The 17,491-nt window shown below is 60.0% G+C and carries 13 protein-coding genes and 2 pseudogenes; 10 read left to right on the top strand and 5 right to left on the bottom strand.

Annotation, left to right across the window (positions count from 1 at the left end):
- Positions 1-49 precede the first annotated feature (49 nt).
- The 6 genes and pseudogenes from CRT23_RS21315 to CRT23_RS21290 all read left to right on the top strand — a co-directional run bounded on the left by CRT23_RS21315 (position 50) and on the right by CRT23_RS21290 (position 3,617).
- Positions 50-370: a PsiF family protein gene (locus tag CRT23_RS21315; RefSeq protein WP_103711687.1), complete on the top strand. Its 321-nt coding sequence runs from the start codon at positions 50-52 to the stop codon at positions 368-370.
- Between the two features lie 220 nt (positions 371-590).
- Entirely contained in the window at positions 591-806 is a 216-nt protein-coding gene (locus CRT23_RS21310; protein WP_103711686.1) for a hypothetical protein, read from the top strand.
- Positions 807-1,650: 844 nt separating this feature from the next.
- On the top strand, positions 1,651-2,385 hold the full coding sequence (locus tag CRT23_RS21305) for a Crp/Fnr family transcriptional regulator (protein ID WP_103711685.1): 735 nt from the start codon (positions 1,651-1,653) through the stop codon (positions 2,383-2,385).
- Positions 2,386-2,540: 155 nt separating this feature from the next.
- Positions 2,541-2,780, top strand: a complete 240-nt coding sequence (locus CRT23_RS21300; RefSeq protein WP_103711684.1) for a hypothetical protein — start codon at positions 2,541-2,543, stop codon at positions 2,778-2,780.
- 30 nt (positions 2,781-2,810) lie between these two features.
- Positions 2,811-3,047 (top strand): annotated as a pseudogene (locus CRT23_RS21295) (MucR family transcriptional regulator); the annotation flags it as partial.
- A 201-nt stretch (positions 3,048-3,248) separates the two neighbouring features.
- Positions 3,249-3,617 carry a hypothetical protein gene (locus CRT23_RS21290; RefSeq protein WP_245436458.1) on the top strand — a complete coding sequence of 123 codons (369 nt, stop codon included), beginning with the start codon at positions 3,249-3,251 and terminating at the stop codon, positions 3,615-3,617.
- 32 nt (positions 3,618-3,649) lie between these two features.
- Here CRT23_RS21290 and CRT23_RS21285 read toward each other — a convergent pair whose 3' ends face one another.
- Positions 3,650-4,702 carry a hypothetical protein gene (locus tag CRT23_RS21285; protein ID WP_181017418.1) on the bottom strand — a complete coding sequence of 351 codons (1,053 nt, stop codon included), beginning with the start codon at positions 4,700-4,702 and terminating at the stop codon, positions 3,650-3,652.
- 437 nt (positions 4,703-5,139) lie between these two features.
- On the opposite strand from CRT23_RS21285, the gene CRT23_RS21280 reads away from it, so the two are divergent.
- The gene (locus CRT23_RS21280; RefSeq protein WP_103711681.1) at positions 5,140-5,364 is read left to right on the top strand and encodes a hypothetical protein; all 225 of its coding nucleotides are present in this window, start codon (positions 5,140-5,142) and stop codon (positions 5,362-5,364) included.
- Between the two features lie 893 nt (positions 5,365-6,257).
- On the opposite strand, the gene CRT23_RS21270 is transcribed toward CRT23_RS21280, so the two are convergent.
- Both CRT23_RS21270 and CRT23_RS21265 read right to left on the bottom strand, forming a co-directional pair.
- Positions 6,258-6,497: a hypothetical protein gene (locus CRT23_RS21270; protein WP_103711726.1), complete on the bottom strand. Its 240-nt coding sequence runs from the start codon at positions 6,495-6,497 to the stop codon at positions 6,258-6,260.
- Positions 6,498-6,659: 162 nt separating this feature from the next.
- The gene (locus tag CRT23_RS21265) at positions 6,660-7,385 is read right to left on the bottom strand and encodes a Crp/Fnr family transcriptional regulator (protein WP_103711679.1); all 726 of its coding nucleotides are present in this window, start codon (positions 7,383-7,385) and stop codon (positions 6,660-6,662) included.
- A 583-nt stretch (positions 7,386-7,968) separates the two neighbouring features.
- Here CRT23_RS21265 and CRT23_RS21260 point away from each other — a divergent pair.
- A complete protein-coding gene (locus CRT23_RS21260; RefSeq protein WP_103711678.1) occupies positions 7,969-13,596 on the top strand; it encodes a hypothetical protein in 5,628 nt (1,875 codons plus the stop codon).
- 379 nt (positions 13,597-13,975) lie between these two features.
- Here CRT23_RS21260 and CRT23_RS21255 read toward each other — a convergent pair whose 3' ends face one another.
- The gene (locus CRT23_RS21255) at positions 13,976-14,524 is read right to left on the bottom strand and encodes a GNAT family N-acetyltransferase (protein ID WP_103711677.1); all 549 of its coding nucleotides are present in this window, start codon (positions 14,522-14,524) and stop codon (positions 13,976-13,978) included.
- A 450-nt stretch (positions 14,525-14,974) separates the two neighbouring features.
- Here CRT23_RS21255 and CRT23_RS27935 point away from each other — a divergent pair, with 450 nt between their 5' ends.
- Positions 14,975-15,154: a recombinase family protein gene (locus CRT23_RS27935; protein ID WP_146056449.1), complete on the top strand. Its 180-nt coding sequence runs from the start codon at positions 14,975-14,977 to the stop codon at positions 15,152-15,154.
- A gap of 430 nt (positions 15,155-15,584) precedes the next feature.
- On the opposite strand, the gene CRT23_RS21245 is transcribed toward CRT23_RS27935, so the two are convergent.
- On the bottom strand, positions 15,585-15,791 hold the full coding sequence (locus tag CRT23_RS21245) for a hypothetical protein (protein WP_103711675.1): 207 nt from the start codon (positions 15,789-15,791) through the stop codon (positions 15,585-15,587).
- A gap of 1,357 nt (positions 15,792-17,148) precedes the next feature.
- On the opposite strand from CRT23_RS21245, the pseudogene CRT23_RS21240 reads away from it, so the two are divergent.
- Positions 17,149-17,398 (top strand): annotated as a pseudogene (locus tag CRT23_RS21240) (transposase); the annotation flags it as partial.
- Positions 17,399-17,491: the final 93 nt, after the last annotated feature.

Below are 17,491 nucleotides of genomic sequence, written 5' to 3'. Positions count from 1 at the left end.
GACACATAACGCTGCTACGCTCCAGCTCCTGATCCGGAGCACCCAGGCGATGCGCTCACTCAACTTTGTTCTGCCCATCATCCTCGGCCTCGCAGCTCCGACGTTCGCCCAGACGCCAGCTCCTTCGGCTGCGCAAAGCGCTCAGCGTGAGCGAATGAAGAGCTGCAACGTCGATGCGGGATCGCAGAAGCTGGCCGGCAGCGCGCGGAAGGGCTTCATGGCTGACTGTCTCGCCGGCAAAACTGCAACGCCGGCCAAGGAGCTGACGCCTCAGCAGGCCAAGATGAAGAGCTGCAACGCTGACGCCTCGGCCAAAAGCTTGAAGGGGTCCGAGCGCAGAACCTTTATGAGCACCTGCTTGAAGGGGTGAAGCTGAGCGGCGGCGCCCATTCCAGCGGGTTGCCTACGTGTCCGCCGGTCTTGGGGCGAAACTGCCCGGCCGCGATCTACGCGCGGGTACTCTCACCCGCGCTCTGCTGTCCCGGCCGTACTGGCGACCGTGGCCTGAGACCGGTCTCTGCAGTGGATAACCCTTCGTTAACCATGCGGTTGGCACTCCTTGCTGAAGCCATCAGCGAGTCTGAAGATCGATGAACCAGAAGCGACGGGTTCGCCCGGATTTTGATCCCCTGACCGAAGCGCAGCTGATTGCCGGGCGCACAACTGCCCGACGTGTCCTACTTCAGCCATCGGCCGACCAGAACCTTGGTGAACTGTTGAACGCGATCGACCACATCGCTGAGGTGGCCACAGGCGAGCGGAGTTTCTTACATCTGAAGCCGAGCCTGGCGACGGTGAAGCACTGAGCGTTCAGCCAGGCTGAGAAAACACTGCGGCCGAGCGTGACCGCCTGTCCGAGGCCGATCGCGTACTTCGAAAGGGTGACGCCAGCCTGCAGGACATTGCCGCCGAGCTGCGCAAGCTAGACAACAGCCAGGCAGATCCCATCACGACGGGAACCTCATCGGGAGCCCGATGAGCTTCAACCCGTCTCAAGGCATGAGATCCAATTCATCCGCCAATGGACTGACACCCATCGCGGGTCATTGGATCCCGGGTACGACCGGCGTCAACGCGAGTCGTGAAGAGTGTCCGCTTTCGAGTACGACTTGGATCCGTCAATATGGCGGGGTTGGGTCGGATGCAGACGGCGCGTTTTGTCTGGAAAACGAACGATAACCTGACACATCGTTCAGGTTGCTATCGGCCCTTTGCAGAAGGCCGGAAGGTCCGGTTGTAGGCTGCTCGGTGAGCCCGTGCCCCAGAGCTGCGAATGAGCACCGTGTAAGACTGCTTCTGCCCGTCCATAGGAACCTCGCCTTTAGCGACTTTAGGAGTCGCTCGCATCGCTTCGTGGCAGATGTCCGCGGGGGCTGCGCATTTGGTCCCAACTGCCTCGCGCTTCATGGTCCCATCGTGGAAAATCAAAGAAGTAGCGTACCAGTCCAGCCTCCTTCCGGCAGATTTCATGAGCCGAAAGCAATTGACCGATTGTTTGTTTCAGATCGCAGGTCCTGGTCTGTCAACGACGATCCTCTTCACACCGCTCTGTACAAAATGATACAATAAGGGAGAGTTCGACTTTTAAAAATCTATCTATTACGGATGGTTGGCTGACGCATTGGCCGAGGGCATGGCCCGGGAGGGTACATGCTCAATCCATTCATTCAAAAGCTTGGACGTCGTTTCGTACTCTCAGGAGCCGAGGAAACAGCTCTGTCGGAAGCGAGTGCACGTCTTCGTGATATCCAACCCCGAACTGAGCTCATCTCAGAAGGGGAGGTGCCGGATCATGTCCACTTGATCCAGAAAGGCTTCGCCGGCCGCTATAAGGTACTCCCGAGCGGTGGGCGGTCAATCGTTGCCTTCCTCATCCCGGGAGACTTCTGCGACCTGAACGTATCGATCCTCGGTGAGATGGACCACTGCATCGGAACGATCAGCGCCTGCGACGTGGTGCGGATCCCGCGCTCGGTCATCAACGACCTCACCGACAAACACCCGCTCCTCAATCGCGCCTTACAATGGGCTGGCTTGGTCGACGAGGCGATCCTGCGGGAGTGGCTGGTGAGCATGGGTCGTCGCTCTGCAGATCAGCGGGTCGCCCACCTGTTCTGCGAATTCTTGATCCGCCTTCAGACGGTCGGCCTAGCAACAGAGAACAGCTACCACTTCCCTTTGACCCAAACTGATCTGGCCGACGCAACGGGGCTCTCGAACGTCCACATCAACCGGGTGCTGCAGGAACTGCGACGCCTGAAGCTGGTCGTGTTCAAGGAGCGGCGTGTCACCCTACCCAACGTGGCGGCCATCCAAGCCTATGCCGGTTTCAACCCAAACTACCTCCACCTGCATCCGAAGGCTCCGCCTACCCGCGCTCTGTGAGGTACCCGACCGTTCGCAACGAGCAGGAAACTTCACCCATTTGTTAAACATTTCGTCGGGGCAGCGCCTATAACATAGCGCATCGCGGCCATACCCCCGGCCTTCCGCGCCTGTGAGACTCCGTGTGCTCCCGCCTGCTGCGCGTGGAGAGCCCTGTGCCTCGCTACTTCTTTGACATCCACGACGGCCGAACACTTCGCGACGACGAAGGCACCGACCTTCCGGGTCCTCAGGAAGCCGCGCGTCACGCAAAATCGGTCCTGCCCCAAATCGCAGCGCACGAGGTGCCCAAGGACGGCGAGCACCAAGCCTTCTCGGTGCTGGTGACGGACGAGGATGGGCATCCCATCTACTCGGCCGCCGTGACCTACACCGGCACGTGGCTGATCCGGTGACTGACCCCCCATCTGCCGAACCAGATGGGACACCTAACCCTTCGGGGCCTCTCGGCAGAGGCCTTCCGGGCGAAGTACGGCCTGCCTACCGATTACCCGATGACCGCTGCCAGCTATTCAGCGCAGCGCTTTGAGCTGGCTCGTACCATCGGGCTGGGTCACAATCGGAAGGGTCAGACAAAGGCGGCTGCACAAGCTGTTGCGTCGGACGAGACCGAGTCAACGGAGGCTCCGAAGCGCCGCGGTCGGAAGCCCAAAGCTGCTTGAAGCCATTAAGGCTGGGGTCAACCCCAGCCCTTTAATAGGCCGGGGTCCGGTTCCCAAGCAGCGCCCAGGCCTGTCGCACCGGCCCAAAGGATTCGGTTTTCGTTAATTCTATGAGCAGCTTAGGTCGCAAGAATTACATCTTGTTATTCAGCCTCTGCTACTGCTTCGACATTGCGGTTTAGATGCTTGAGACACGTTGCGATGAACATCACCCGCTTCATGGCTTACCAGAAACACGCGGTAATAGGTTTCGCGGGCTTCGCAGCGATCTCTGCCGTACTTACGAGCGTAGCTCTTGCTGGCTTGGGTAGCGTGGCTTACACGATCAGCCAAAAAGGTCGAACGTTCCAACCAAGCGAAACGCGCATACAGCAAGGTGGGACCATCACATTCATCAACGATGACGGTGATCTCGTGCATCATGCCTATCTTGATACTAATGAATTCAGCTTTGATACGGGAGACCAAGCGCCGGGTAGCAGGATCGACACGACGTTTGTAAAGAAAGGTACCTTCGTCGTAATGTGCGCTGTCCATCCAAAAATGAAGCTTACTGTTCGGGTGGACTGATCTTTCACTCAGGGATGCATTTTCATGGTTTCTCAGATGAGCGGCATGCCGCTGATGGTAGCGTAGAGAACTGCGTGACTCGTATAGTATATAACGAGAAATGTCGCGAGCGCAGCGCCATAGTAGGCAGGCACCAGCATGGTGCTTCGGGCTCTCACTGCGACACGCGCATCGTCAGCAGCGATACCGAGCAGCACGACGATGATGCCGGAGTGACCGATCGCATCGACCTTGCCGAACTCGAACACCGCCGAGACGAAGACCGCGGTCAGGATGATCGCACTCATCCGGCGCACCAGTGGGGTCCAGATCAGCGCGAAGGCGAGGGTGAACTCGATCACGCCGGCCGCATTCATGAACAGCTCGTTCGAAAAACCCATTGTCATCTCGGGCTTGGCTGCCAGCAGCGGATCGGTCCAGTGCGGGTAGGCCCACTTCTCGACGGAGGCCCACATCAGGGTGACGGCGGCGCTCAACCGCACCACGTCGAGGGGACGCAGGCCAAACAATGTGCGGTCGAAGCTGACGAGTGTCAGGTAGGCGGCAATGCCGAGGAAGACTGGGTAGTCGGCCAGGTGGAAGGCGCCGTAGTTCCAGGTGGCAAAGCCGAACAGGAACACGATGCCAAGGGCGGCGAGGGGGAGCGTCTGCTTCCAGATCAGCATCGTCGCGATGCCGAGCTGCAGCCACGGGATCCAGGAGAGGTCGGTCTTCAGCTCAGGTGTGAGAATGATACCACCGAGGTTCCAAAGCGACACGAAGAAGAAGCCCAGCGTGGCTCGGACCAGCAGGGTCGTGTCCGCCCGCAGCCGAGCCGTCACCCGGTCGAGAGCGTTGAGCAGGTACGTTCCGAGCGGTGTGCCTTCCATCAGGCAGCCGGCCATCAGGCATACGAGGGACAGGCCGACGAGCCACTCGAACTCGGCACAGAGCACCTGTTCGAGACCACGTGGCTGGCCAGCCACATCGTAGGCGCAGAACCACTTCACGTGCGCACTCGCGCTACCAACCCCCAGCAGCATCAGAGCCACAGACAGGCATACCGCCAGCCGTGAGGGGAGCCAGCTGGGAGCAAGCAGACGCATGAGGAAGTGCTCGAGGGTACGTAGGCGGGCACCTGCCCGCCTCAGTAGTTTCCTCCAAAGTTCCCTTGGACGCTAATGAATTGTTAACCAGCCTTTGAGGATGGTTAACCCGCCCGGCACCCTTTGCTTAATCCCTGCCTGCGAGAAACAGGCAGGGAGATGCGAATGGCGGTTCTGAGCTTTGTGTGTCTGGTATCAGGGGTCATTTCGGCCGGCGTCGCCGCGCAGCAGCCTCGGCAACAAGCTGTCCTCGAAAGCATCGGCGGCGGCCTATTGATCGGGGGCCTATGCCTGCTTGGAGCAGGGCTCCCGCTATTCCGCTGACGGTCGTACGCTCAGCCTGCGTTTGTCGCGGCTTGGAGCCGCGTCGTGCGTGGCGACGCTTGGAAGCTTTGGGTAGACCCGGCGTCTCGGCATTGAGTCGGATAGAGGACGGCATGCACGACACGGCACAGCGCACTGCCGAGTTTCTGGCCCTCGCTGTCGAGAACGCTGAGCTGCGCCAGCAGCTCGCGGAGGTTCAGGACCAATGTGTGGAGCTCGCCGTCGACGCAGGCGAGCTGCACGCCGAGATTGAGGCCCTACGCGCCCGGCTGGCCCAGGCCGAGCAGGACCGGGACGCCTGGCGAGCCGAGGCCGACCAGGGCCTACGCACGGGCTGAGGCTCCCCGACATCAAACATGTTGACACGAAACGGAGGCATGGCCGTCAAATAGGCGCCACTCTCCAGCTCTAAGCCTCGTCCTCACGCAGAAAGCGGAGCACTGCCATGACGCGCAGCGACCTCGATGGGCGCGCTGAACTAACGATCTGGCCTGGGCACAAGCCGGCCCATACGGCTCACGGCCGAGAGTTTCCTACTCTGCGAGATGCCCTTACCGCTGCGGCAGATGCGATCAGCACCAGCGATGCGCAGCCTTGGATCGTGACAGAACAGGGCGACATCCTCTCACCCAACTGGATCCGCGCGAACGTGGGCCTTGCACGCGGACACTAGGCGAGCGGATCGTTGAAGAGAGCACGTGCCTTCCCTTTGGCCGTCCGAGCCAGCCACGGTATTTACCTCTCGCGCGACGCAGATGCAGGCTTGGCCTCGCTCACGTCGCGCAACCCGCCGCTTCGGGATTTGGCGAGTAGCTGCAAGTTGGGTAGGGGCAGGGGACGCCTTCGGACGACTTTGCCTGCCTCCGACTCTAGCACCTAAAAGTGCAGATTTGCACGTTTGCGCTCTGACGCTTGGGATCCGTTCGTACAATCCCTGTCCGCTTAAGTTACCGTCCGTTGGATCGTCGCGGCCCACACGGACAGTCCTTCCGGCAAGCTCAAGGTGTCCGTGCGGGCATGCTCTCACGGACAGGATTTTCTGCCTGAATAAGTAGTGCGAACCATGGGGTGCTTTCCGCTTTCGGCCCCAACCCGGTCGTAGATCGATGCCTCACTAAGCTGTCTCCAAGCAGAAGTTCCCAGCGTATGAGATAAGTAAATAGAAACCTAGACTACTCTTAAAGTAGCAGAGGCTACTTCTGACACATAAGTTTCTTGTTACTAAGCTTTGTCATCTGACCAGCCATGTCCCGACATATGATAGGGCAGCTGAGTAGATGGAGCGTCCCCCCTCGTCGGTAACCATTACCGTGAAGGCTTGATGCTCACCATCTGCTGGCACTGCACCCGCCGCGATAAGAGGCAAAAGTTTTTTCGCCTCCTGAGCAGCCTCATCCGGACCGGCGAGTTCCGTCCCTTCTTCATCGCGCGTCATTACACGATCATACGTGTCAAAGAAGTAGCGAGGCACAGGGTTCTCCGAATGCATTTGGCAAGAGCACATAGGTCTCACAAACGCACGCGCCAGGGAGGAGAAACGCATTTATCCCGACACTGAAACCACGGGATCAAACAGCCTATTAAGTGCTTTCCTTCACCCGGACAGCTCGATTGGTGATGCGGCTGCTTGTCATCAGGTGCCTTTCAATTCAGATCCGAGGTGAAGATATCGGGGATTGAACTCTGCGAAGGCTGTAAGCGCTTTGACGTTCAAGATGTTTGCACGTTTATCTCTAAATTCTAGCAGCTTCTCACTTCTTAATCTCTGAAGCATACGATTGACGTGAACCGTAGAAAGTCCGGTTGCGTCGCCAATATCAGCTTGGGTTAAAGGCAGATCGTAACTATCCTCTTCAGATAGACCGACAGCTTGGAGGCGCAGCAAAAACTCGCAAAATAGATGTCCAACCTGTTTTTCAGCTGAGCGGCACTTCGCTGAGATGAGCCATTCACGCAAGATGCCCTCATCTAACAGGCTCATCCAACGAAAGCCTTGATCCAAAATAGGATAGCTCGAGAGGGTATTACTTAGTGCTTCACGTGGTATCTGGACTATTTCGCAATCGCTGAGAGTTCGGACTGAGTAGTCGACGGATCCGAGGAGGTGTGCGTTGAGATCGCAAAAATCTCCTGGGATTAGGAAGCCCAAAATCAGACGAGTACCGTCAGCTAAGGCTTTGTAGCGACAGGCAAACCCACTGTGAATGAGGTGCGCATGGTCAGGAGCATCTCCTTCTAGGATGAAGACATTTCGAGCGCGGACGGGTGCGACGTAGGCGTTTAGGCTCTCAAGAGCTGCCCGATCGGCTTTGGAGATTGTGAAGCGGCGTTCGAGCTTTTTTATCAGGGGGGCAAGCATGTTTTTGGGTGCGTCGGTAGGACATGATCGGTGCTATAAATAGGTCGCAACCAAAAACATCAAGTCGATATCTAATTGGCAATTGCTATTACAAATTGTTTTGATGAGGGCGTCTCGATCTTATGTTAATATTCAAACTTGTTATTCCTATATAAAGCCACAGATGATTTATTTAGAGTATGTTTTCAATGAACGCGACGATTATCGATCATAACTTAGGACCAAAGATTTATTTAAAAATATTACAAAAATTGCAAATTTGCAACTGTAGTATTGATTATATATTATTGCTCGAGATAAATAAGTTTATACGGAAATTTTCCATCTAGTAGATTTATATGTAATTCAGCGATCTGAATTATGAATTCATATTGGCAGGCGGCGAGCCTAAATCTCTCGTACGTCTGTTTTCTAACGTACAATTCCCAGGCGCGGCTTTTCGAATGACCAGCAAATACATGTTGCAAACTTGTCAAATGGATCGAGCTTGAAACGAAGATTGCACGCCCGGTCCTCCCATTATATTTTCATTAACCAACTGTGTTATTAACTTCGATCATATCACGAATTGGTGACTCGGTCGATGATGTGGATTGAGGCAGTCAACGCTGACGAAATTGAAGGGCATGATAAGATCCGGAACGGACTTATAAGTCCATTCCGGGGACTTGTTCTCTCATCGACGAGCCTGTTTGCATTGCTATGCGCCACCTCTGCGCAGGCGCAATCAAGCTCCCTTGTTGATGTCTGTGCGGGTCTCAGCGTTAAGCTGCCTCATCTGACATCACCAGCGCCGATCACAAATTCATTCAGTCTCGTAAATGGACTGACGTCGACGCTCACCGGTCTTGTCGGCGACATCAACCAGGGGATTATTGCCCCCCTTTCTGATGTCACCCTGCGCGTGGGTGTTCTCGACGCAAACGGTAATCTGATCAGCGCCAATAGTCCTAGCGCTTGTAACCTGAGCGCTTCAACCCTGACCCTCAATTCTAATAAGGGACTTGCAATCGGTGGTGGCCGCATCACTGGTCTGGGTAGTCTCACCGGTACAGTGGCAAACGCGGGCGACGTCACATCCATCGCGCTTGGCAGTGGCTCTGCCACTGCTGCGGCGAAGACTGACGCCATCGCACTGGGATCAAGTGCCAGCGTGACCGCCAATCAAGCGCTCGCGATCGGTTTGCGCGGTAGCGTCAGTGCCGATGATGGCATTGCACTCGGCACCGACGCGCGCAGTACGGCCGTTGCGGCTCTCGGCCTCGGTGCACGAAGCAACGCGAGCGTTGCAGGCGCTGTGGCGCTCGGAAGCAGCTCCATTGCAAACCGCGCGGGTCTGTCTGGAGCGGCGGAAAGTTTCAGTGGCGTCACGGTTGCGTCGACCAGCGGCGCGGTGTCGGTGGGCGACGCGGGTACCGAGCGGCAGATCGTCAACGTCGCGGGTGGGACCAAGCCAACCGATGCCGTCAACCTACGGCAGCTCTCCAGTGTCGGCAGCAATCTCGCCAATGGACTTGGAGGCGGTGCCAAGTTCGATGCCACCACCGGGCTGTTCACGGCGCCGAGCTTTACCGTTCAAGGCAGCTCCTACAACAACGTCGGTGGGGCCCTCGGTGCGCTCGACCTTCGCCTGACTGGCAACACCACAGCAATCTCGACTACGGCAGCGAACCTGCAGATCCTGCAAGATCAAGTCACCGGCCTGCCCAACCACGTTCAGCAGGATGCTGTCACGCGCGCACTAACAATTGGAAAAGGAACCGACGGAACGCTCCTTAGCATTGCAGGACTGAGCGGAGACCGTCGCTTGAGCGGCGTTAGTGCCGGGATCAACGGCAACGATGCGGTCAATCTCACGCAGCTGCGCGCCTCGGGTCAGTCCCTGGCATCATCCCTGGGGGGCGGTGCCAGCTTCGATGCTGTGACGGGCAGCTATCAAGCTCCAGGTTACAGCATCGGCGGGACCTCATACGCTTCGGTCGGCGGGGCTCTCGGGGCTCTCGATACCCTGTCGGTGCAGTACGTCCCCGGCAGCAACGGCACGGCGACCGCTTCGATCGACCTCAGTAAGGGCGGCATGCTTGGCGCCGTTGGCATCCATGGCTTGGCGCCCGGCCTTGTCGCCAGTGGCTCAGGAGACGCCATCAACGGTGCGCAGCTCTACGCCACCAACCAACAGGTTGCCTCGAACACCGCGGGTCTTACCAGCCTGCAGAACGTCATCGGCAGCAGCTCCCTCGGCCTCGTCAGCCAGGATCCGACCAGTCGCACCCTGACCCTCGGCGCGGCCACGGATGGCACGCGCGTCAGCGTCGCTGGGACGCTTGGTGCGCGTCAGGTCAGTGGGATCGCATCCGGAACCGTCAGTGCAAATTCGACGGACGCCGTGAATGGAGCGCAGCTCAACGCGACGAACCAGGCGCTAGCGGGCAACGCTGCGGCCGTCACCAGCGTACAAGGCCAACTCACGAGTACGACCACCAACCTCAACGCCTCACTCAGCACCTTGCAAGGTCAGCTCGGGACGACGGCGACGTCGTTAGCGAGTACCACGGGCGATCTCACCACCCTGCGCTCCGGCGTGCAGAACGGGACGATCGGTCTCGTACAGCAGAACGCAATCACCCGCGATCTCTCGGTCGGCAGTGGTAGCGATGGTGGCCGGATCAACCTTGCCGGGACCTCAGGCCCTCGACAGGTCACAGGGGTTGCCGCCGGTAGCGTTGCAGCCAGCTCGACCGATGCGGTCAATGGCGGACAGCTCTCAGCGACGAACCAGGCCGTGGCCGGCAATGCCGCCGGTCTTGCCAGCCTCCAGGGTCAGGTGAGCACCCATACGAGCGAGATTGCCAACAACACCGCGAACCTGACCACGCTTCAGAGCCAGACCACGACGAACTCGAGCGGTCTGGCCAGCACCGCGAGCAGCCTTGCCAACCTGCAGATTGGACTAGCCAACGGCAGCGTGGGCCTCGTGCAGCAGAATGGCGTTGCCGGAGCCGTCACGGTTGCCGGCGATACGGGCGGGAGCCTCGTCAGTGTTGCCGGCCGGAGCGCCGATCGTCGTGTGACCGGCGTTGCTGCCGCAACGGGCGCTAACGATGCCGTCAACCTGGCGCAGCTCAACACCATCGTGGCAGGGATCGGCGGCGGTGGCGTAACGGCGCTCGCCAGCAACAATCTCTCGGGTCTTACTTTGCCACAAGCGATGGGGCGCGATGCTGTCAGCCTCGGCTACGGCTCCCTGGCCACAGGTACTCGCAGCGTCGCGCTCGGTGCAGGCTCAATCGCCGATGCCGCCGACACCTTGTCGGTCGGAACCGCGACTGCAACGCGCCGCATCGTCAACGTCAGCGATGGGACTGTATCCGCTAGCTCAAGCGATGCCGTCACCGGGCGGCAGCTCTACGCGGCTAACGAGGCCCTGGCACTGACCGCTGGCCGGGTCGCAAGCGTGCAGGGAGGGCTCGCCAGCCTTGGCCAGGCCTTGGGTGGGGGTGCTGGCTTCGACGCTGCCACCGGAACGTTCACGGCCCCCACCTTCACGGTTGCCGGGCTCAGTTATGGCACCGTCTCAGGAGCCATCGGGGCCCTCGATCAACGTACAGGCCTGAACAGCACCGACATCGCGGCCCTGCAGCGCGCCAGCTCAGCCAATGCCGTCACGGTCACGAGCCTCCAGGGACAAGTGACGACGAACACGGCCAACCTGACGGGCGTGACGGCGAACCTGACCAGTCTGCAGTCCGGCATCGCCGGTGGTACCCTAGGGCTCGTGCAGCAGGATCCGACCAGCCGCAACCTCAGCGTCGGCGCGGCCACGAACGGCACCCAGATCAGCTTGTCCGGAAGCGCGGGTAATCGGCGCGTTACGGGCGTCGCCAGCGGCCTCAGCGCCAACGATGCCGTCAATGTCGGCCAGCTCAACTCAGCCTTGACGAACCTAAGCACCGGCAGTTCACCGGGTGTTGCCATCAACGGTCAATCCGGCCTGCCGATCGCTGCGGCCACGGGGGGCGACGCTGTTGCCTTTGGATACGGCGCCTCGGCAGGCGCAACGCGCTCGGTCGCGCTCGGCAGTGGCTCGGTGGCGACGCAGGCTGATACGGTCTCGGTTGGAGCCGCAGGAACTGAGCGCCGCATCGTCAACGTGGCCGGTGGCACGATCGCAGCGGGTTCCACCGATGCAGTCAATGGAGGGCAGCTCTACAGCACCAATCAGCAGGTGGGCACGATCTCGACCTCGCTGACCGCACTGCGGGGCAGCTTGGACGATGGCACGATCGGTCTCGTGCAGCAGAACGTCACCAGCGGCAACATCACGGTGGCGGCAGGCATCGGCGGCAGCGTCGTCGATCTCAACGGCTCACAGGGCACGCGGAAACTAACCGGACTCACCGCTGGCACGACCGGCAGTGATGCGGTGAACGTTGCTCAGCTCAACGCGGCGGTGACGGGGGTGGGCGCGCGCATCGGCGATCTGCCGCTAGCCGCGAGCAATCAGTCCGGTTTGGCGACGCCGTCCGTCACCGCACGCGATGCCCTCGCGCTGGGCCAGGGCGCAAAGGTCACGGCAGACCGCGCCATTGCTCTGGGGAATGGCTCGCTCGCCGATCAGGCCGCTACGCTCTCGGTCGGGCGTGTCGGGGCCGAACGGCGCATCGTCCATGTCGCCAGCGGCGGTTTGAGCAGTGCTTCGACCGATGCCATCAACGGTGGGCAGCTCTTTGCCACCAACACGCAGCTGGCCGGTATGCTCGGCGGCGGGGCCCGCTTCGATGCCGCGGCTGGCTGGACGGGGCCGAGCTACACCATCCGCGGCAGCACCTACGCGGATGTCGGCAGTGCCCTGAGCGCCGTCGATACGGCTTTGGCCCGGAACAGCTCGGAGATTGGTGCGGTAACGCAGAAGCTTGCCTCGCTGCAGGGCGGTACGGGCGGGGGAGGCGTTACGGTACAGCCAACGAGCACGGGCGGATCCGTCAATGTCGCGGCACAGGTTGGAGGCACGGTTGTCAACGTGTCCGGCACGGAAGGACCACGTCAGGTCAGCGGTGTCGCCGACGGCAAGGCCGCCGGTGACGCGGTCAACCTTGGCCAGCTCAACACGACGGCGCAGGCTGTCGAGACCAAGCTTCAGGACTTCCCCGTACGGGCAAACAACAGCCGGGGTGCGGCAAAGCCGGTCGCCTCCGGTACCGATGCCTACGCGAGTGGGTATGGCGCCAAGGCCATCGGAAGCGCGAGCGTCGCCGTAGGCTCCATGACCAACTCACGCGGTGTTGCGACCACCACCATCGGCAACGACAGCGATGCCATAGCCGATCGAACAACCGCGGTAGGCGCCAGCAGCATGGCGAGTGGCGTCGACAGCGCGGCCTTCGGCCAAGGAAGCCAGGCGATGGCGGCTGCCGCGACAGCAATCGGCACGGCTTCTCAAGCGACCTGGGATGGAGCCACGGCCATCGGCTACGGCGCACGGGCCGTGGCCGATCCAACGACCGCTGTCGGTTTCAACACTCTGGCCAGCGGGAACGAAGCCTCGGCGTTTGGCGCCTATGCCAGTGCGACAGGCGAGAACAGCACGGCGTTGGGTCGCTCGGCTAACACGAGCGGCGCAGGTGCTACAGCCATCGGCGTGAATGCCAGTGCTGAAGGCACTGACGGTGTCGCGCTTGGACGAGGTGCGGTGGCTAAGCAGGACAACGCGATGGCGATTGGGGCTGGCGTGACCACGACACGAGCCAACCAAGTTGCGATCGGAACCCAGCGCAACAGCTACACTCTAGCAGGTGTGGGCTCTGCTCAGAGCAGAGCTACCCAGACAGGTGCCACTACTTTCGTGACGGCTGATGCCTCCGGCAATCTCGCGACCTCCGACTATGGACCAGGCCATATCGCGAACCTGGCGAACCAAGTTGGTGCCTTGGGCGCACAGATCAGCGGCGTCAGTCAGTACGCCACTGCAACGCGTCGAGAAGCACGTCAGGGCGTTGCCGCTGCCATGGCAATGACCTCGGCCTCGATGCCTTCGCAGCGGGGTAAGACAAGCTGGACGGTCAATAGCGCCACGTTCCGAGGCGAGTGGGCCGGCGGCATCGGGCTGGCACACCGACTCGACACCGCGATACCAATCGCTCTGACCGCCGGCTATAGCTACAGCCAGGCCAATCAACAGGGCGTGCGGGCAGGCTTGGCGGGCGAATTTTAGAAAGACTGCCGCAAGATTGCTTATACCCTTACCAGAAACCAAAACCGCTGCGGTACCGTCTTTTCTTGACCGCCTGTAGCTGCCACAGACACCGAGCAGATACTTCTGCTTAAGAATATTTTATATCGGACAAAACCGAAGCCATTACGCAGCCAAAACACGGCTTCGAAGCTTCGATCTTGCTCGAAGCAGTGTGACTGGTACGCACCCAAAGACATGCTTGCATTCAGCGCATAACTTGGTGTTGTCAGGTATCCGATCCTTATGCCGACAGGCTCACCGTATGCGGCAAAGTCCGCTGCGGGTGATGAGCGCGCCCTGGCCTTTCGCTCCGGAGCAGGCGTTTCGCCTCAGATCCACAGGAGACGAAGTCAGCCTATTAGGCGCTGCGTGCTTGAGGCGGCGAGGACGCCCCTTCACCGATGTCACGCTGAAGCAGGACAACATCCAGCCAGCGTCCGTGCTTATAGCCAATCGCCTCTAAGGTGCCGACACGGCGAAAGCCGTGGCGTTCATGCAAGCGGATCGAGGCGCGATTGGTACTGTCACCTACGACGGCGATCATCTGTCTGAAGCCCTGCACCTCACACGCCTTCACCAGAGCTTTGAGCAGCAGTGTTCCAAGGCCGCGCCCGACAGCGTCGGGATGCAGGTAAATCGATGTCTCAACCGTGTTGCAGTAGGCGGCACGGGGACGGTAGGCGCCAGCATACGCATAGCCGACGACCATGCTCCCTTGCTCGGCCACAAGGTAGGGATAGCCGCCCTGCAACGACGTCACGCGACGACGCGCGATCTCGACGATGTCTGGCGGCTCGATCTCAAACGAGGCCGTGCCGTTACGAACATGATGCGCATAGATGGCCGCTATTGCGGCGAGATCCTCCTCCTCGGATGTGCGAACGTTCGCGAACGCTAGAGAGGGCATGACGCAACTGCTCCCCAATTTAGAGACGCTACCGCATCGGAGCGAGATCAATGCCAAAGGACAAGCTCGTTGCCCACCTCGTTCAAGTCATCAGCGAAGATGCCTCGCTAGAAGCTGAACGTGCGTTCTACGCGGTTCTGACGGTGCAGGCCGACGAGGCGCTACGGCACGTTGAGGTCCTGTGTAGTGAGGACGAACGGGCGAGCCTCGCAGGCGGATCCCTGTCGACATCCACCGCACGCGCTTTGAGCTTGAGCCCTGGTCAGCCTCGTCGGCTCTAACTTCTTCGTCAAAGCGGACCTTCGCAAGGCTTGCAAAGGGTTGATAGCAACCTGAACGATGTGTCGGGTATCCGATTGTTTTTCCGACAATCTGGCGTTATGCGTCCGGCGCATCTGATTATGTGGGGGGCATGAGGGTAGTAGTGGCTGGGAAGGGGGAAGCTGCACGATGACGAAAGCTAAGCGCCGGTCGGCCGATTTCCTGCCAATCATCCGGGATATTCAGGCATCCGGGATCACCAGTGCCCACGCCATCGCTCAAGAATTGAATGCTCGCGGAATTCGTGCTGCTCGCGGAGGCTTCTGGCAGTCCACACAAATCCAGCGGGTTCTTGCGAAGGTGACCTGAACGAAAAGAGGCCGCCCCGGTAAGGGAGCGGCCCGAAGTCTAGGGAGGAAACGCCCAATGAGGGCCGCAGCACGGCGACGCCATCGCTGTGCTGCACTGCAGCAATCGCATATTGTATGCCAAGTTCCATTTTCCTTAATAGACCAATGATTCTCAGCAGTTTGCCGCATTGACGATATTCTGCAGATAGCAGACACGGGCTCATCCAAGAGACGGTCACAACTCTTGGGAGGAAACGCCGACGTGAGCGGGGCTGGTAAGCACGTCTGGGTGCTGCCGGCCCTGTTCGCGTTGGCAGATGACATAACCGATGCGGCCGCTATCTCCGCTGGCGCGCCCTTGCTCGCTTGCGATGTGCGTCAGCCCGGCGGCCAAAGAGAGGCTCTTCCTCTTGCGCCGCTGGTCAAATAGTAATCCGCGTTGCGGCGTTTCAGCGACGCTCTTCGCCGCCACCGTGGATCAGCTTTTCTATCTGCTCCGTACCCTGCACCCGTGCCTTCGCCTCAGATGGCTTCGCACGATCCGAGCGCTGGACCAGCTTCCCGTGCTTGCGGATGGCCCATTGCCAAGTGTCCTTGGCTCGCGGGTTCGGCTCGACCTCAAGGGTGTACGGGTAGCTGGTCGTTATCTCCGTCATGCTGTGCTTATGCCACGAGTATTCGGCGCACGTCACTGGCGCACGTCCAGAAGGCTCTGGCCTTAGGCCGCGTCAGCTACCGTCTGGAGCACTGAGTTCGTCTGCGCGTTGATAAGCGCTGCTAAGGCTTCGGAAGCCGGTCTGGCAAAACTCCACCACGACGGACTGGATAGGCAGCTTCCAGCGCACGGGTTGCCCCGATGATTGCAGCACGCGCCGCCGTTGATCGTGGCAGACGGCCGAGGCTGATGACTGGCATGTGGTTCCCGATTTGCCGGCGCAATATGCCAAACAGCCAGCTGATCGCCTACATAAACCTCAATGCCTAGGAAGACTCAGGACGGCCAAGAGGCTTGTGAGGCACTTGGACCGCCGAAAGCACGCCAAAGCCGCTCAGAGCCTCGTTAATGCCATTTGGCGCGGTCTTTAAGGCCGACCATGTCAATATAGGCGTTTATGGCTGCCGCTCGCGAACGATCGGAAACGGGCACGCACGAGCTGCCGCTTCCGCTGTACCCTAGAGGACAAGCGCGCGAGCCATCGCGGGGGATGGGTATCGGCTGCGCAAAGGCGACCCCGCATAACAGGGGGATTAGAGCAAGGGCAAGGCTTCGCATCGGGGGCAACGCAGCAGATGCGATCTCGTTCGATGACAGCCAAGATGGTGAAGCCGGTCAGTTCGTCGGGCGAGCAAAGCTCCCCCTCCCATCGGACCAACCGGCTCCGGGCTGAGAACGCCGTCATCGCTACTGGGTTGCAGCGATCCCAGGGTGTGGTGAATGCGGGAAAGGGAAGGCGACCGGGTGCGCAGGGGACGTTCCCGGCCGCCGACGGTCATCTCGTGCCGGGGGAGGCATGACAGGAACCAGCGGGCCCCATATGGCACGGCCACGCTTCCAGGAAAATCCTGAGTTTCAGCCGAAGTTCGAGGACCTACTCACCGGCTTGGGTGTTCGGGTCGAAGCCGGCCAAAGTCGCCAAGTTGTGCCGCCCCCTCAGCGCCCTCGACCGGCCCGGAAGACCAACAAATGACACACTGAACGGTTCAATCGATAGAAGCGGCCGAGCATTACCAGGGGGGTTAACTCGGCCGCTGCCGACATCGAAAGGCTTGGGACCAGAATTCGAGCCGACCCAAATACCATAACAGAATTTCGATCGATTGTGTGGCACATTTCAGGGGTTTGGGGAATACCTTTCCGCATACCTCCACCGCGCACCAATAAAAGCGCTGATTTAATTTCGGCATGAAAAACCCGGCCTCTGCGAAGGTGTCCGACGTCAGCGCCTGTGGGACAGATTGAGTGTCTTCACGAACGGAGGATGGCTGGTTCATCGTAGCCCCTGAGGAGCGAAGATGAAGCAGCCATCCGGGCCGGCCAAGAAACCGGCAGAAGCGGTGATCAAGGACATCCGTCCGGGCCACACGTCGGCAGTTCTCCTCCGAGGAGAAGATCCGCGTGGTGCTGGAAGGCTTGCGTGGCGAGGACAGCATCGCCGAATTGTGCCGACGCGAGGGGATCGCCGCCTCGATGTACGACGGCTGGTCCAAGGAGTTCCTGGAGGCGGGCAAGAAGCGCCTGTCGGGGGACACGGCTCGTGCGGCCGGATCAGCTATCGCAGCGAGGACGCTGTGCCGAAAGCCGAAGGGCGCACGAGGGCTGCATGACCCTTCCATCGTTCGCGCCATGCTCGGCAGT

Source organism: Methylobacterium sp. V23 (assembly GCF_002917135.1).
Classification (GTDB): Bacteria; Pseudomonadota; Alphaproteobacteria; order Rhizobiales; family Beijerinckiaceae; genus Methylobacterium.
This window is presented reverse-complemented; position numbering and strand designations above follow the sequence as displayed.

Excerpts from the sequence above, each read along its gene's own strand:
- CRT23_RS21315 (WP_103711687.1), top strand. The coding sequence starts at position 50 with ATGCGCTCACTCAACTTTGTTCTGCCCATCATCCTCGGCCTCGCAGCT.
- CRT23_RS21310 (WP_103711686.1), top strand. The coding sequence starts at position 591 with ATGAACCAGAAGCGACGGGTTCGCCCGGATTTTGATCCCCTGACCGAA.
- CRT23_RS21305 (WP_103711685.1), top strand. The coding sequence starts at position 1,651 with ATGCTCAATCCATTCATTCAAAAGCTTGGACGTCGTTTCGTACTCTCA.
- CRT23_RS21290 (WP_245436458.1), top strand. The coding sequence starts at position 3,249 with ATGAACATCACCCGCTTCATGGCTTACCAGAAACACGCGGTAATAGGT.
- CRT23_RS21285 (WP_181017418.1), bottom strand. The coding sequence starts at position 4,702 with ATGCGTCTGCTTGCTCCCAGCTGGCTCCCCTCACGGCTGGCGGTATGC.
- CRT23_RS21280 (WP_103711681.1), top strand. The coding sequence starts at position 5,140 with ATGCACGACACGGCACAGCGCACTGCCGAGTTTCTGGCCCTCGCTGTC.
- CRT23_RS21265 (WP_103711679.1), bottom strand. The coding sequence starts at position 7,385 with ATGCTTGCCCCCCTGATAAAAAAGCTCGAACGCCGCTTCACAATCTCC.
- CRT23_RS21260 (WP_103711678.1), top strand. The coding sequence starts at position 7,969 with ATGATGTGGATTGAGGCAGTCAACGCTGACGAAATTGAAGGGCATGAT.
- CRT23_RS21255 (WP_103711677.1), bottom strand. The coding sequence starts at position 14,524 with ATGCCCTCTCTAGCGTTCGCGAACGTTCGCACATCCGAGGAGGAGGAT.
- CRT23_RS27935 (WP_146056449.1), top strand. The coding sequence starts at position 14,975 with ATGACGAAAGCTAAGCGCCGGTCGGCCGATTTCCTGCCAATCATCCGG.
- CRT23_RS21245 (WP_103711675.1), bottom strand. The coding sequence starts at position 15,791 with ATGACGGAGATAACGACCAGCTACCCGTACACCCTTGAGGTCGAGCCG.